Origin of the sequence: Alteromonas sp. Cnat3-28, assembly GCF_022348265.1 — a bacterium.
Lineage (GTDB): Bacteria > Pseudomonadota > Gammaproteobacteria > Enterobacterales > Alteromonadaceae > Alteromonas > Alteromonas macleodii.
Genome location: NZ_JAKREY010000001.1, coordinates 240,548 through 257,117, shown reverse-complemented (window position 1 = coordinate 257,117; position 16,570 = coordinate 240,548). Strand labels below are relative to the sequence as shown.

Here is a 16,570-nt window from a genome sequence, read left to right as displayed (position 1 = left end):
TATGCATAGCATTGCTCCCTTTTTATACAAAACAGTAGTATTGGTGTTGAACCATAAGAGGCATTTTTGGGGGTGGTAGTCCTAAAAGTGTCGATAATAAACAAGGAATGGGACACCAATGAAAACATTCAAACCCAGCACCATCATGGCGGCCTTGATAAGTAGTGGGGTCGCGTTTAGCGCAGCTCCTCTTTATGCCCAAGAGTCACCAGACACCTCAATAGACGAAGTTGAACGACCACAAGAAGATACCCTGGAACGTATTGAAGTACGTGGTTTCAGTACCAGCTTAATCCAATCATTAAACCAGAAACGCTTCTCCGATACGGTTTCTGAACAAATATCCGCAGATGATCTAGGCGGGCTTCCAGATGTATCTATGGCAGATGCACTGACGCGCTTACCGGGTATTTCAGCAGTACGTACCGGTGGCCAAGCAGCACAAATTAACATTCGTGGTTTGTCAGGCGACTTCGTGTTTTCTACATTAAACGGTAGAGAGCAAGTTTCGACAAGTGGTAGTCGCGCTATTGAGTTTGATCAATATCCGTCTGAACTTATCAGTGAAGCTGCGGTTTATAAATCACCCAAGGCATCGCTTATTGAAGGCGGTATCGCTGGTACGGTAGAGCTAAAAACAGCATCGCCTCTCGCTATTGAAGATCAACACAAGTTCAGCGCGAACATGCGTGGAATGTACAATGACCGTGCGTCAGAGGTGAGTGATGCTACAGAGTATGGACATAGACTGAGTTTTTCATATCAAGGTAAATTCCTTGACGATACGCTAGGTGTATCACTAGGTTATGCTCGTTTATTCCAACCGAGCGTTTCTACTCAATTCATTGGTTTAGCTTATAACGGTCAAGTTGATGTAGACGGACTTGAAGGTGATATAGACGGGCCAGCAGACTGCCCCAATTGTGAACTCATTTCAGAAGGCTTTGAAATGCAGCACAAGGGCGGGGAAGAGACTCGCGATGGTTACGTTGCGGCGTTTGAATGGGCACCTATCGATACCTTTACACTTAAAGCTGATGCTTTTATCTCGAAATTTGACTCCGAAGCCTTTGCACGTGGGTTTCGCGTTAAGCTAGGTGGAATAAACGCTGGTATAACTAATCCTGTAGTAGTAAATAATAGCGTAATTGGCGGCACATTTTCTCGTACAGACAATAGCTTTACCCGTGTTGAGTTGGTAAACGACGACAATCAAGATTTCGACAGTGTTACCAACTTAGGCGTGAATGCTAGCTGGGAGATATCGCCAGATTTAGCGGTTCAGTTTGACGTCTCCCGTTCAAGTGCTGAAAGCGACTTCAGAAACGGTTTACTTTGGTCGCTTGTTGGCGAAGATGCGACAGCGGCAAACCCCGTGTTCGACGAAAACGTCCAAATTTCTTATTTACTCAACGGTTTAAACTTACCTGATATCGGTTTTAATCAAAGTGATGCTTTTACAGACCTAGACCGTGTAATGGTAAGTAAATACGGTATTTATCCGTATGAAAACAAAGATGAGTTAGACGCCTATCGCGTAGACTTCCAATATTATGTCGATGTGCCAATCATTTCTGGCTTTGAATTTGGCTATCGTTACTCAGACCGGGAATATAACAATGACCGCTCTGTGTTTGAATACGGGAACGATAGTGCATTCTCAGTAAGCGAACCGCCACTTCAGTTAACTTCTGATATGGTCGAAGAGGTTAATTGGAGCGGTGATTTTGGTTATTTTCCAAGTTATCTTTCCGTTGATCTAGACAGTGCACTTAATGCTTGGTTTCCAAGCGGTAGGCCACAGCCTGTTCAAACATGGGGACCAGGAGCTGCCGGCGTTATCAATGGTCCAGGTACCGGGCCTGCTACTGCATGGACGCTACAAGAAAGTGGCGATGTATTTGAAACTGTGAATTCTGCCTACTTGATGGCAAACATTAATACAGAAATTGGCAGTATCCCTGTTACAGGTAATGTTGGTGTTCGTTACGTTAAAAGTAAACAAAGTTCAACGACGCTACAGCGTGCTACTCAGTTAATTGAAGACCTAGAGACCGGAACATCGGTTGAAGTTAGTGACCCTACGGCTGGTGCACAAAACATTACCGACGACGTAGGGTTAATTAATAACTTTTATCGCCCTGCGTTGATAAGTCACGAATATTCTGACGTTTTGCCTTCAATTAACCTGAACTTTAAACTTACAGATGACACGCAACTTCGTGTAGCTGCTGCAAAAGTGATGGGCAGAGCGCCAATAAACCGTTTTGCCGCAAATGCGTCAACCACTATTGAAACGGTTACCGCTTTCCAAGACAGAGACTCGGGTGAAATTACGCTTTCCAACCCTACGGCAAGGGTTAGTGGTAGCGCCCGTAACAGCCCTTATTTAGAGCCATTCTATGCAACTCAATACGACGTTTCGTGGGAGTATTATTTCTCAGATACGGAAGGCGCATTAGTTGTCGCTGGCTTTTATAAAGACATTGAATCGTTCGTAGAAGATATTGAAATAGAGCCTTATGATTTTGAAGCAAACGGCATTGTAATTCCTGATAACATAAGTGTGCCGGTTTATTTGACGCCAGAGTTTGCAGGGCAGGAAGCCGAACTAGCGCTCGATGAAAATGGCGACCCTATCTTTATTACCGTCCCCACTGAAAATGGTAGCTACAGCACAGCCGTAAATAATGCCGAAGGTGGCTATATTCGCGGTTTAGAAATCGCCTATACGCAAATTTATAGCATGCTGCCTGGCATGTGGTCAGGCTTAGGCATTAGCGCAAGTTACTCTTACACCGAAAGTGAAATTCAACGCACGCTAGGTGATGACGTGTATGCAGCTAACTTACCAGGTCTTTCTGAAAACGTTGCTACGCTAACCGTGTTTTGGGAATACGAAGGTTTTGAAACTCGCTTGTCCAGCCGATATCGCGACGCATTTGTTTCGCAGCAAGTAGCGGTAAACGATCAGGTGGTTAATTTTGATGAAGAATTGGTTATTGATTACCAAGCGTCGTACGAGATTAACGACAATTGGAGCGTACTATTTCAAGTTAACAACCTAACAGACGAGCCAACGAAGAGCTATTTCTCATCAGAAGAGCAAACCGGCACTATCCAATACTTTGGTACGCAATATTACCTAGGGATGACATATCAACTATGAAAAACAGCATCTTAGGTAATTTATTTAGCAACACGACGGAATATTCGGTTGCCAAAAGTAGCGAAAATATTCAGGAGAATTCTATGTTTACTAAAAAAAGAGTAGTGCGCGCTGCGTTACTCGTAGTAGGCGCATATACACTTGCAGGTTGCGGTGGCTCGGGCGTAGAGTCGGGCACCAACGATCTGCTTACCTGTGAGGTTCCAAATGTACCTAATTCATCAGGTACGGCTTGTGAACCGCCACCACCTATTCAATGCGATGCGCCGCTCGTACCTAATGAAGCGAACGATGCATGTGAAGCCGGTGCTGATCCAAGTTTACCTGCACCTGTATTTACCCCTTCATCTAATCAAGCTGTACTTTATTATAATCGGGCTGCTGTTGACGCTGATAACTCAAGTAACGATGCAGCTTATGAAGGCTGGAGGCTACATACTTGGAACAATGACGAGTGTGATGCTTATGCTGACGCAGACACGGATTGGGCCAACGGTCGCATTCATAGCGGTATCGATCCAAACTATGGTGCGTATTGGATTCTAGACCTTAAAGAAGGGTATGGAAGCTGTCACAATTTCATCATCCACAAAGGCACTGACGATGCCGGAAAAGAAATGGGGGGCGGAGACTTCCAGGGTTCTTTAGTACAAGATGATGAAACATTTGTACGCATGAATTTTACCCTCTCTGGCGAGGCAACCATATTCGAGTTTCCTATCATGTCTCTTGGTCCTCAGCCTGTTGATATCGAGGGTTTTGGCGCGCATTGGTTAGATGCCAACACTATTTTATGGGACGTACCTGAAACTGTTTCAGAGGTGAAACTTCACTATTCAGCACAGGCTGACTTAGAGAGCACGCTGGAAGAGGGTATTAACGGTACTCAAGTAACGTTAATGAGTACAACACTTACCGAAGAGCAATCTGCCCGTGCGCCGCACTTATCTGCTATGCAGGCTTGGGAAGGCGACTGGTCGGTTGAAGATGCTAAAACCGTGTTGACGACACAAGCCGTAGTAGGGGGTTACGATGCTGACGGTGCGCTTGTTGTTGCGACCGGGATCCAACTGGCTAACGGAATAGACGCACTATATACGCTCGGTGAAGACGATGCCGACGAAGCGCAACTTGGTGGTATCTACTCTGATACAGGTATTACTGCCGCATTGTGGGCGCCTACTGCTTCAAATGTTGATCTTCTGATTTATAACGACAACAAGACATTGAGCCAGCGTATTGATATGGTTCGCGATGATACGTCTGGTGTCTGGCGTCATGAAGGCGATATGTCCCTTGACCGTCAGCTTTACCGTTATGAAGTTACCGTCTATCACCCTATTACGGGGAATGTAGAAACGCTGCTTGTTACAGACCCATATTCTGTGTCACTAAGCACAAACGGCCGTTTCTCTCGCTTCGTAAATCTAGCTGATGATGATTTAAAACCACAAGGCTGGGATACTCATACTATTCCGACGGTTGAAAATTATGAAGATGCAGTCATTTACGAAGGACACGTTCGTGACTTTAGCGTACGTGATATGTCTACGTCTGAGGAAAATAGAGGTAAATACCTTGCCTTTACTGAAGAGGGCACAGCACCGGTTGAGCACCTTAAAAAGCTTGTTGAAGCAGGGCTTACTTACTTCCATATACTTCCAGCAAATGACATTGCAACCATCGATGAAGATCCAACAAAAACGGTAGATTTATACGATACGGTAGGCAAACTGTGTCGCTTAAATAGCAGTGCTGCGGTATGTGAAGAAGAAAGCGCTGATGCATTGCTAATTGACGTTTACAACGGTTACGATCCTTTATCTCAAGCGGGTAAAGCTCAGCAGCTTACTAATGATTTACGCAATCTAGATACATTCAACTGGGGCTATGATCCTCATCACTTTAACGCGCCGGAAGGCAGCTATGCGTCGAGTGCAGAAGGAGTAGAACGCATTGTAGAAATGCGCGCCATGATCCAAGCACTTCACGAGATGGGGCTACGTGTTGCACTTGATGTAGTCTATAACCATACCAATGCGTCTGGTGTTTTCAGTAAGTCAGTATTAGACAAAGCGGTACCGGGTTACTATCACCGTTATGAAGTGGATACTGGTGCGATTGTTCGTGAAACGTGCTGTGATGACACAGAGCCTCGCAACGTCATGATGGAAAAGTTCATGGAAGACTCGCTGCTAATGTGGACTGAGCATTATAAGTATGATTCATTCCGTTTCGACATCATGAGCCAAGCTACAAAAGACACTATGGTACGCTTGCGTGATGCAGTCCAAACTATAGATGCTGACAACTATTTCTACGGTGAAGGCTGGACTAAAATAGACCGCGGTTACGAGCAAGCGAGCCAACTCAATATGGCCGGTACTGAGATTGGTACCTATAATGACCGTATTCGCGAAGCTATTCGCCAAGGCGCTATCTTTAGGCCGGAAGATGAAGGGCTATTAAGCGCGCAAGACCGTGTAAAAATGGGCATGATCGGAACGTTAAAAGACTATGTTTTGGAGACGTCTTCAGGAAGTGCAGGCGCTACCAGTAACTTAGGCGGCTATGCAGAAGATCCTGCGGATATCATTAACTACGTGTCGAAGCACGATAATGAAACACTGTGGGATCAGTTAAACTACACGCTTCCACAAGATATTACTCTAGAACAGCGGGTTCGTGCCCAAAATGTAGCAATGGGTATTAATCTTGTGTCTCAAGGTATTCCATTTTTACAAATGGGCGGCGACATGCTTCGCTCAAAATCAATGGATAGAAATACCTATGATGCGGGCGACTGGTTTAACTTTGTCGACTTCACCTACGAAACGAACAACTGGAACGTAGGTTTACCGTTGGCACAAGACAACGAAGCCCGTTGGGAAGAAATGGGTGAATTCATTTACAATCCAAATCGCGCGGCCTCAATGGCAGATATTATGTTTGCCTCTGATGTGTTTGCAGAATTGCTTAATATTCGAATGACAAGTCCGCTGTTTAGATTAACCACCGCTGAAGACATCATCGACCGTATAGGTTTCCACAATATTGGTGAACGCCAGCAGCGTGGTCTTATAGCGATGAGTATTGATGACGGCATATCTGAAAACAGCGAAGTACCTCGCCAAGATTTAGACATAATGAATGATGCGGTTATGGTGCTAGTGAATACAGGGTATGAAGATAAGTCTATCACGGTAAACACAGCAACAGGTTTTTCGCTTCACGCCACACAAATGAATTCTGTCGATGCTGCGGTACGCGGCGCCACATTTGTAGAAGGTGAAGATGGTAATGGAACCTTTACCGTTCCGGCACTAACTATTGCTGTTTTCGTAAAACCACAGTCTGGAGCTCAAGGTTATGGTCTATCAGCGTATGCCACGTCTGGTGCGCCTGATGTTGTTCCTTACGGCGACACCATCGCTTACCTGCGTGGAGATATGAATGGTTGGTCAACGGATGATGCATTTACCTATCAGGGTGACGGTAAGTACACCGTAACAGCTACACTTGAAGGTGGCGTTACATATGGATTCAAATTCGCATCTGAAGATTGGAGTACAGTGAACTTTGGCGCAGCGGATGGTGAAGAAGGTACAGTAATAGCGGGCGAAGAAAAGGTTCTTGCACGTACTAATACCAACCTTTCATTTACACCAGCGACGAGCGCGACCTATCTGTTTACTATTGATGCGACTGATAGCGAAGCACCAATCCTTATGGTTGAGAACGAAGAGCCCTATGTTGGCACACCAGTGTATCTTCGTGGTGCAATGAACGACTGGGGTACGGCTGAGGAGTTTGCGTACCAAGGCGGACGTATTTACACTTTCTCTCGTGATGTTGAACCAGGAACTTACGAGTTTAAGGTTGCTTCAGAAGATTGGAGTACCGTGAACTTCGGTGCGATATCAGCCGATGATTCAGATCGCAACCTTGCGCCTGGTCAGACTTTGGGGCTCGCCGCTACTAACGACAATCTTATTTTGAACATTGAAACCGCCGACCGCTATGTGTTCGTATTCAACGTCACTGATTTAGATGCGCCAACCATTGGTGTATTTAAAGAAGCGTTTTGGGGCGACACTCAAGTTTATATCCGTGGTGGTATGAATGGCTGGGGAGCTGTCGATATGTTTGAATATCAAGGAGAAGGTGTTTATACCGCAGACATTGAATTGAGCGCAGGTAGTATTGAATTCAAAGTCGCTTCTGAAGACTGGTCGACAGTAAACCTTGGCAACCCGAACGATGCAGCAAGCAACGTAGTAACTCCTAGCGAGCCGAAAACACTTGGCGCAAGTAACAATAATCTAATGATTGAAGTTGCAGAGTCTGGTCTATACGAGTTTAAGGTATCTGGCCCTGATGGAAATGCACCTACGTTAACGGTTACGAAAAAGTAAGACCGAATAAACGCTAATTTGGTAAATTACAAATAAACCAAGATTTAAAAACCGCGACGTAGTTCGCGGTTTTTTTGTTTTTGGCATATCTCTTGATTCTCTAGTAGTATCACCAAGAAAATAGTGGTCGTACCAGAGTGGTTGAATTTATTCAAAAGGAGATGAAAATGAAACGTGCACTTGTTGTTGAAGGTGGCGCTATGCGCGGAGTTTTTGCAGCAGGCGTGTTAGATAAATTCATGGAACATGACTACCATTCGTTCGACTTTGCGATTGGTGTTTCAGCTGGCGCAACTAATCTTTCAACCTACGTGTCGAAAATGCATGGGCTTAGTAAAACCATCATCACGCAATACGCCACAAAGAGGGAGTTTTTTAGCCCGCTTCGTTTCATAAAAGGTGGGCACATGACAGATGTTCATTGGCTATGGCATCACTCTAAACAGTCCATGAATATTCCTGCACCAGGTGAAAAAAGCAGCATGCCACTGTATGTTGGGATTACTAATGCAGAGTCAGGTGAATGTGAATATATACAAGCCACCAAAGATAATGTTGATGATTTAATGGTAGCTTCCTGTGCGTTGCCAACTGCATACCGAGACGAAATTTCAATAAACGGTACGCGATACTTGGACGGGGGAGTGGCAGATGCAATACCTGCTATCCAAGCATACAAAATGGGTGCGAAGGATATCACGGTTATTCTTTCTCAACCGTTAGGTTTTACAAAACCAGAAGTAAAGTCTGTTTGGCTAATGCAAAAGATGTATGGCAACCAGCCTGCGCTACTCGATAAGATGTTGCAGCGTGCAGCCATTTATAACGAAACGTTAGCTTTTCTCAATAATCCACCCGACGACTGCACAATCCGTGTGATAGCGCCTGATGAAGCTTTTTGCGTTAAGCGTTTAACTATGGATAAGAAGAAGTTATTGCGAGGCTACGGTCAAGGGCGGCGCATGGCAAGACGCTATCTTAAACATTGCTATGAGAATTCAGTGGAAAGACAGCGCAAAAGCGCATAGCTACCGAACTGATTTCTTCTTTCTGTACAAAGCCTGTATGCAAATCGCAACAAAAGGCTTATATAGCTTGGTTTTTTTTCCAAGCTTTTTTTTATCTCCAATAAAACTCTAATTTTCAGTATTTTAGCCTGTTTCAATTTGGCAACAGTTTAAACTTAAGTTACTAATTCTTACTTCTAGTACCAGTCTTACACATCGTGAATTGTTGAATTTAGCAACGCTATTTCCCTTACATCGCTTATAACTAGCGCTTTTGTCTTCCCGTTTGAACATAAGTTGCCATTTTTCCTATTTTAGTAACATTTTGAAAAAAATGAATTTTATCGAGTTTATGAAGCATTCTTATGTAAACTTTGCAGGCAATGTGCAATATTTTCATTAAACTGGTCTGCATCTTGCTGAACAGGTGGCAATAAACGCTGTTTTTTTAACGATGCGAAGATGTCAGGTGGTTCATTTATCTCAACATTAAATCCTTCTTAAAAAAGGGATTGAGTAAATAGACCAAACTGTCACACGTTATTAAAATATAGAAATTATAATCGACCACGCTTTGCAATATCACGTGCTTCTCGATAACAAGAGGAGACCAATGCTCATTGGCAGAAATGCTTATTGGCATAGTTGAATCGCGAGTTTTGTGTCTACCGCTTTTTAGATAAATTTAATCATACTTAAGGTTAGTTTACGCTAACCTGTCTAGAAGCGTGATAAAGAACGTGGCAATATCAAATGCTGAATAAAAAATAAAATAAATACAAACGTGCAAATTGCGAATCAGAAAATGTCAATTGGGTTAATAAACCCGAAAAATCCCGTAAATGTTGCTTCTATACTGCGAGCTGCAGGTTGTTATGGTGTGGCCAGCGTTTTTTATACTGGTCAGCGCTATCGATTTGCTAAAGATTTTAATGCGGATACGAAAGCGTTTCATAAAGTCATTCCGACCATTGGGGTCGACGACTTAAAAGAAGTAGTGCCTGAAGGTGCGTCAGTCGTAGCGGTTGAACTGGTAGAGGGTGCTACACCACTACCTTTGTTTGAGCACCCGAGCAATGCGTTTTACTTGCTAGGTCCTGAAGATGGCAGTATTGGCGAAGACGTTTTGTCTTGGTGCGATCATGTTGTCTACGTTCCTACTTTTTCATGCATGAATTTAGCGGCCACAGCAAATGTGTTGCTGTATGACCGTCTGTCAAAGTCTGATTACGTAAGTGGGGATGCACTTATCAGACAAAGTAGAGATACGAATAACAAATCTAAGATTAAATAGTAATTAAATAACTAAGGCTGTCGTTGCGAACAGGAAGTTACCCACAAGCCTAATAATAAATTAAATCAGGGGAGCTTTGCGTTGAAGATGAGAACAATGAGCGCAGTTCGAGCGTTTAATGGCGCCGTGTCTAACAAACTGAGTCGACTACCACAAACATTTTCTAGGGTACTCCCTAGTCGTTTCTCACTCGAAGAGAGTATTTCTAATTTCTTCTTTAGCCGTTACGAACTTGTGATTGCTAACGAAGAAAGTGAAAAGCAGGTGAGTTATAAAACGCGACACAAAGTGTATTGTGAAGAAATGAACTTCGAGCAGAAAAATGCCACTGCATTAGAAAAAGACAAGTTTGATGATCGCGCGATCAATTGCTACATCAAGCATTTGCCAACAGGAGAGTGTGCAGGCACGATAAGGTTGGTCTTGCCAACTGAAGCTGGCTTGGCACTTCCATTAGAAGAAAAGTGTGCGGAAGTAATTGGCGATGGTGCATTGCTACCTTCAAACTTGTCTCCACAAAGCGTCTGTGAAATCTCTCGCCTTGCAATACCGAGAGAATTTAGAGTGCGACAGTTACGCTCTAAAATCCTACCCTCTGAAAAAATTGAAAAAGTTAAACAAAAGAAAAATGTTCCATTTAACGTTGAGCATTTTCCTTATCTTTCAATTGCGCTGTACTTAATGGCAACGAGTGTGTGCCTTCATTTAAACGTTAAGCATGCCTATGTGCTAATGGAGCCTAAGTTAGCAAGAAGAATGAAGGCATTCGGTATTCATTTTAATCCAGTAGGTGAAGCTATTGAATTCAATGGCAAACGTATGCCATATAGATTGTCACCGCACGTACTGCTTGATGATTTAGCAAAACCACTAAAAGGTTTTCACAGAAAGATTCATTCAGAACTAAATAGTGCGTTACAAGCTATTGGCGATGTGGCCGTTCCCACCATTGAGCATACTCGAAAGCCGCTTCGCATAGCCCATGCAGCATGACACCATGCTATCTGGAATACTAAGCCGCCTCGTCAGGCGGTTTTTTTATGTTTGAATACGTATGCATGTTTTTTAACATTCAGTTAACGCGTATCCTGTTGGCATAATTTACGTTTATCACAATGATTACCATGCCAAATTTCCAATTTCGTTTTTGTCTTAAACCCTTGTCAATTGCTATCCTGTCAATTGGATTAACAGCGTGTACAGGGCCGACCTCTTCAGTGAATAATCTAAAACCGGTGACCAAAGACGCTAGCCTGAAACCATCTGATCAAAGCAGTGAAAGTTCGACGCTAAACGATTCGGCTGAAAGGCAAGGTAAACCTGTTGTTTATCAAGTTTTTACTCGCTTGTTTGGAAACACGAATACAAATAACCAGCCTTGGGGCACAATTGAGCACAATGGGGTAGGTAAGTTTAGTGATTTTACTCCCGAAGCGCTAAAGGCCATAAAATCTTTGGGAACCAGTCATATCTGGTATACCGGTGTGCCTCACCATGCGGTGATTAATGACTACACTGAATTTGGTATTTCAAACGACGACCCAGATGTAGTGAAAGGCAGAGCGGGCTCTCCCTACGCAGTTAAAGATTACTACAACGTTAATCCAGACCTAGCCGATGATCCAGCCAAGCGTTTAGAAGAATTTGAAGCGCTAATCGCCAGGACTCACGCAGCGGGAATGAAGGTTATTATCGATATCGTGCCTAATCATGTCGCCCGTGATTACCATTCACTTTCTGCACCTGAAGGTGTAAGTGATTTCGGCGCGCACGACGACACGTCTGTTGAATACGCCCGTGATAACAACTTTTACTATGTAGTAGGTGAAGCGTTTCAAGTGCCCACAGCTGATAACTATCAACCTCTAGGTGGTGAAAAGCATCCACTATCTGACGGTAAGTTCGAAGAGTTTCCAGCAAAATGGACAGGCAACGGTGCTAGAGCTTCGAAACCGGATATAAACGACTGGTATGAGACCGTAAAAGTGAACTATGGCGTGAAGCCTGACGGCACCTACGACTTTCCAGTTTTACCTGAAGAGTACAGTGATAAGTCTTTTGAAGAACATGCCGCATTTTGGCAAGGAAAAGACGTACCAGATTCGTGGTATAAATTCAGAGATATTGCACATTATTGGATAGATAAAGGTGTCGACGGTTTCCGCTACGATATGGCCGAAATGGTCCCTGTCGAGTTTTGGTCGTTTCTAAATAGCAGTATTAAACAAAAGGCACCTAATGCGTTCTTGCTAGCGGAAGTTTATCAACCAGATAAGTATCGCGAGTATATCCACCAAGGCAAAATGGACTACCTTTACGACAAGGTGGGTTTCTACGACACAGTAAAAACGATTATGCAGGGGAGTGGAGAAGTAAGCACACTGGTTACTATTCATAATGAAATCAATGATATCGCCCCGCATATGCTTCATTTTTTAGAAAATCACGACGAACAACGTATCGCCAGCCCCGACTTTGCCGGTAGTGCCCAGAAAGGTAAACCCGCGCTTGCAGTGAGTGCGCTTATTAGCAGTTCGCCTACGTTGTTGTACTTTGGTCAAGATGTGGGTGAAGACGGTAGCGAGGAGACGGGTTTTGGAGATCCAACACGTACGTCAATTTTCGATTATGTAGGTGTTCCTGCCCATCAGCGTTTTATGAACGACGGTAAGTTTGATGCAGGCAAATCTACCGAAGATGAAAAAGCACTTCACCAATTTTATCAAGACGTGATGGCTATTGCTGCCACAAACCCTGCTGTTACAGGTGAATATCAAAGCCTACACGCGCTCAATCTTGATGTGAAAGATTCAGCCTATACTGAGCAGCAATTTGCTTTTGTGCGCGCGCAAGGTGAGCACGGATTTGTGGTTGTGGCTAATTTTAACGATAAGCCTACAGGTGCAATGAAGCTTGTTGTTCCTTCAAATGTTTTAGGTAAAGATAGCGATCGGATCACGCTAGCGCCTATGCTTTCTCATGAAGGCATAACACTAGAAAAAGCGGGCATTAACTACAACGCTTCGTTCTCATTGGAAGGGCTTGAGACTAAAGTATTCGCCTTCTAATTAGGTTTTATCACTTGCTGCTGAGTTAACGCGAAACACCATGTTTTTTTACATGGTGTTTCGTGAATACGTATGCAGAGCATTGGTCAGATCGGACGGGCAAGGTAGTATCTCATCACCATCTTGTACTTAACGTATTTTTAACATGGGGTTGATGTGCCAAAACGTAATCGTGTAACTAATGACAGTGGTCATAAAAAAATCCAAAAGCGCGCAATTCCGCTTCTCCTCAGCTGTATCACTACATTTCCTTTGTTCTCAGTTCAATCATCTGCAAACAGTGGCATTGATGTTTACCCGCCGAATTGGTGGGTTGGTATGCAAAACAGTAATGTAGAATTGATGCTTTATGGTGATGGTGTTGCCGATGACACTGTTTCAATAGCGAAAGGCGATGTAAGAGTTAAGCATAGCCAAGCCCTTGATAGTGAAAACTATCTATTCGTAACGCTAGACACGTCGAATGTTAGTGCCCAAGAACTAGTTATCAGGCTTACTGACAGCGATGGTACGACCCGTGATTTAACTTACACGTTAGAAAAAAGAGCACAAGGCTCAGCGTCGCGCGAAGGCTTTGGGCCTCAAGATGCTATTTATCTTATTGCCCCCGACAGATATGCCAATGGTAATGTGGAAAATGATAATGTTAAGGGTTATGGCGATCCCGCAGACCGTTCATTCAAAGGTGGTCGTCACGGTGGTGACATTCAAGGTATTGTTGATAACCTCAACTACATTCAGGATATGGGCTTTACTCAAATATGGACAATGCCCATGCTCGAAAATGCCATGGATAAATACAGTTATCATGGCTATTCCACCACGGACTACTACAAAATAGACCCTAGATTTGGTTCTAATGACGATTTTATTGCGTTAAGCACTGAAGCTAAATCAAAGGGTCTTGGCATTATAATGGATATGGTACTTAACCATATAGGCAGTAATCATTTATGGATGAAAGATACGCCGTCACACAACTGGATCAATAACAACGGTAAGTTTGTAGGGACAACCCACAAGCGTGAAGCTCTTCACGACCCTCACGCCATAGCAAGCGATATAAAAGGGTTTAGCGATGGTTGGTTTGTGCCAACCATGCCGGACTTAAATCAGCGCAATCCGCATTTAGCGAACTACCTTATTCAAAACGCGATTTGGTGGGTTGAAAGCGCTGGGCTAAGTGGAATACGTGTGGATACGTACTCCTATCCTGATAAGGCGTTTTTGAGCCAATGGACAAACCGCATAATGGACGAGTACCCGAATTTCAATATAGTAGGGGAAGAGTGGTCAGTTAACCCCGCAATCACGGCATATTGGCAGGCGGGTAGCCACCGCCACGATGATTACGATAGCGCTCTACCATCGGTTATGGATTTCCCGCTTCAAGCCGCAGTCGTTGAAGCGTTGAGCAATGACGAAAGCTGGAATTCTGGCTTCATCTCTGTATACGAAACCTTAGCTACTGACTTTTTGTATGGCGACCCGAATAATTTGGTCATCTTTCCTGATAACCACGATATGAGCCGCATTTTTACTCAGCTCGGTCATGATAAAGACAAATGGAATATGGCGATGACGCTATTGCTCACTACGCGCGGTATTCCACAAGTTTTTTACGGTACAGAAATTTTAATGGGTAACGAAGGCAGTGAAGACCACGGTATTATTCGTTCTGACTTTCCAGGCGGGTGGCCTTCGGACAATGACAAAAACGCTTTTACCGGGCACGGTTTAACGGATGATGAGCGTTGGGCACAGCAGCGTGTGAAGGGCTTACTTCAACTGCGTAAATCACACCCTTTGCAGTTTAAAGGCCTGTTGAAGCATTTTGCACCGGAGAATGGGGTTTATACCTATATTCGAGAGGTAAATGTCGATTCAGCCAGTGGTGCAGATAAATCAAATACTAATCAGTCTGATAAAATATTGGTCATCTTAAATAAAAAGCCAGTGGACCTGCCTCTAAATAAGTATGCAGAGGTGCTAAGCACACACCAGACGTTAACACGAGTTAGCGATGGGATATCTTTTAAGACGACGGATACCTTAAGCTTACCAGCAATGTCTGCTAGTGTTTTCATTGTGCAGTAATCGTATTAACTATAGTAAAACAATAAATAGAGCAAAGTATGCAAGCAACTCAACCACGCCTTTCTTTCTGGCAAATATGGAACGTCAGCTTTGGCTTTCTAGGTGTTCAATTCGGTTTTGCACTGCAAAACGCAAACGTAAGTCGGATCCTTTCAGACTTAGGGGCAGACCTTCACTCGCTATCACTATTTTGGCTCGTCGCGCCAATCATGGGGTTAATCGTTCAACCAATTGTTGGCTCAGCATCTGATAGAACGTGGAATCGATTAGGTCGACGCCGCCCGTTCATTCTTGCTGGTGCAATCGCCGCAGTATTGGGTATGATTTTACTGCCCAATGCGCCGATATTTGTTGCCTTCTTGGCACCTATGGTAATGGGCGCGTTAATGGTTGCACTGATGGACGCGTCGTTTAACGTATGCTTTCAGCCGTTCCGCTCATTGGTGTCAGACATGGTACCGCCGTCACAACGTAATGTTGGCTATTCGATTCAGTCGTTACTGATTAATATAGGCGCAGTTATCGGCTCAATACTGCCATTTGTACTTACCAATGTTATTGGCCTTGAAAATACGGCACAAATGGGTGAGGTTGCACCTTCTGTTGTTTGGGCTTTCTACATTGGCGCTACAGTACTGCTTGGTACGGTCATTTGGACGGTAGTTCGTACCAAAGAATACGCACCAGATGAATACAACCGCTATAAAGGGCTTACCGAAGAGCAGCCTGCAAATGAAAAAGCGCCTAAAGCACCGCTAGGACAACGCTTAAGTGAGTTTTTTACGTTAGTAAAAGATATGCCAAAGACGATGAAACAACTTGCTGTCGTGCAGTTTTTCTCGTGGTTTGCGCTCTTTATTATGTGGGTATATACCACACCTGCTATTACGCAACATATATGGAATGTAGATAAGCAGTGGTTTGATCCAAGTTATATTGCTGCAGCCCCGATGGTGCCTGAAACCATCATCATGGCCAAGGGAGCTGCTGGTGATTGGGTAGGGATTCTATTTGCTGCGTATTCGGTATTTGCTGCTATTTTTTCTATTTTCTTGGCAAAACTTGCTGACAAGTTTGGTCGCAAAACGGTTTACGCTTCGTCTTTAGCGCTAGGTGGCCTGAGCTACGTAAGCTTCTTGTTATTCCAAGACCTAACGATGATCAACGTAAACTTACTGATTACTGAAGTAACAGTACCTTTGGGCGCAGTGAAGCTGTTAATCCCTATGGTAGGCGTAGGTATTGCGTGGGCTGCTATTCTTGCTATGCCTTACGCTATGCTAGCTGGTGCGTTACCTGCAAATAAAACGGGTGTTTATATGGGTATCTTCAACTTTACCGTTGCTGCCCCTCAAATTGTATCGGGCCTAACTGCTGGTTGGATTCTAAGTTCTGTTTTCGACAACGACGCAAAGTACATTATCGTTGTTGCCGGAGTTTCTATGTTAATTGGTGCGGTTTCAGTTTTCTTCGTGAACGAGACCGATAAGAAAGAAATTGAAGAAGCGCAGGGAGCTTAA

General features: G+C 43.9%; 8 protein-coding genes. All 8 read left to right on the top strand.

Annotated features, from left to right (window positions below):
• Positions 1 to 118: 118 nt before the first annotated feature.
• The 8 genes from MHM87_RS01110 (at position 119) to MHM87_RS01075 (ending at position 16,570) form a co-directional block, all read left to right on the top strand.
• Positions 119 to 3,169, top strand: coding sequence for a TonB-dependent receptor (locus MHM87_RS01110; protein WP_239257546.1), 3,051 nt, complete (start codon positions 119 to 121; stop codon positions 3,167 to 3,169).
• Positions 3,170 to 3,252: 83 nt separating this feature from the next.
• Positions 3,253 to 7,584, top strand: coding sequence for an alpha-1,6-glucosidase domain-containing protein (locus MHM87_RS01105; RefSeq protein WP_239257545.1), 4,332 nt, complete (start codon positions 3,253 to 3,255; stop codon positions 7,582 to 7,584).
• Positions 7,585 to 7,751: 167 nt separating this feature from the next.
• Positions 7,752 to 8,612 (top strand): patatin-like phospholipase family protein, encoded by an 861-nt coding sequence (locus MHM87_RS01100; protein ID WP_014949455.1) that lies wholly within the window; start codon positions 7,752 to 7,754, stop codon positions 8,610 to 8,612.
• Between the two features lie 784 nt (positions 8,613 to 9,396).
• A complete protein-coding gene (locus tag MHM87_RS01095) occupies positions 9,397 to 9,885 on the top strand; it encodes an RNA methyltransferase (protein WP_207198495.1) in 489 nt (162 codons plus the stop codon).
• Between the two features lie 96 nt (positions 9,886 to 9,981).
• Positions 9,982 to 10,878 carry a PEP-CTERM/exosortase system-associated acyltransferase gene (locus MHM87_RS01090; protein ID WP_014949457.1) on the top strand — a complete coding sequence of 299 codons (897 nt, stop codon included), beginning with the start codon at positions 9,982 to 9,984 and terminating at the stop codon, positions 10,876 to 10,878.
• Between the two features lie 122 nt (positions 10,879 to 11,000).
• Entirely contained in the window at positions 11,001 to 12,953 is a 1,953-nt protein-coding gene (locus MHM87_RS01085; RefSeq protein WP_239257544.1) for an alpha-amylase family protein, read from the top strand.
• A 156-nt stretch (positions 12,954 to 13,109) separates the two neighbouring features.
• Positions 13,110 to 15,050 (top strand): glycoside hydrolase family 13 protein, encoded by a 1,941-nt coding sequence (locus MHM87_RS01080; RefSeq protein WP_239257543.1) that lies wholly within the window; start codon positions 13,110 to 13,112, stop codon positions 15,048 to 15,050.
• A gap of 38 nt (positions 15,051 to 15,088) precedes the next feature.
• Positions 15,089 to 16,570: an MFS transporter gene (locus tag MHM87_RS01075; protein ID WP_239257542.1), complete on the top strand. Its 1,482-nt coding sequence runs from the start codon at positions 15,089 to 15,091 to the stop codon at positions 16,568 to 16,570.

Coding starts and splice junctions, on each gene's coding strand:
- MHM87_RS01085 (WP_239257544.1), top strand. CDS start 11,001: ATGATTACCATGCCAAATTTCCAATTTCGTTTTTGTCTTAAACCCTTG.
- MHM87_RS01100 (WP_014949455.1), top strand. CDS start 7,752: ATGAAACGTGCACTTGTTGTTGAAGGTGGCGCTATGCGCGGAGTTTTT.
- MHM87_RS01105 (WP_239257545.1), top strand. CDS start 3,253: ATGTTTACTAAAAAAAGAGTAGTGCGCGCTGCGTTACTCGTAGTAGGC.
- MHM87_RS01110 (WP_239257546.1), top strand. CDS start 119: ATGAAAACATTCAAACCCAGCACCATCATGGCGGCCTTGATAAGTAGT.
- MHM87_RS01090 (WP_014949457.1), top strand. CDS start 9,982: ATGAGCGCAGTTCGAGCGTTTAATGGCGCCGTGTCTAACAAACTGAGT.
- MHM87_RS01095 (WP_207198495.1), top strand. CDS start 9,397: ATGTCAATTGGGTTAATAAACCCGAAAAATCCCGTAAATGTTGCTTCT.
- MHM87_RS01075 (WP_239257542.1), top strand. CDS start 15,089: ATGCAAGCAACTCAACCACGCCTTTCTTTCTGGCAAATATGGAACGTC.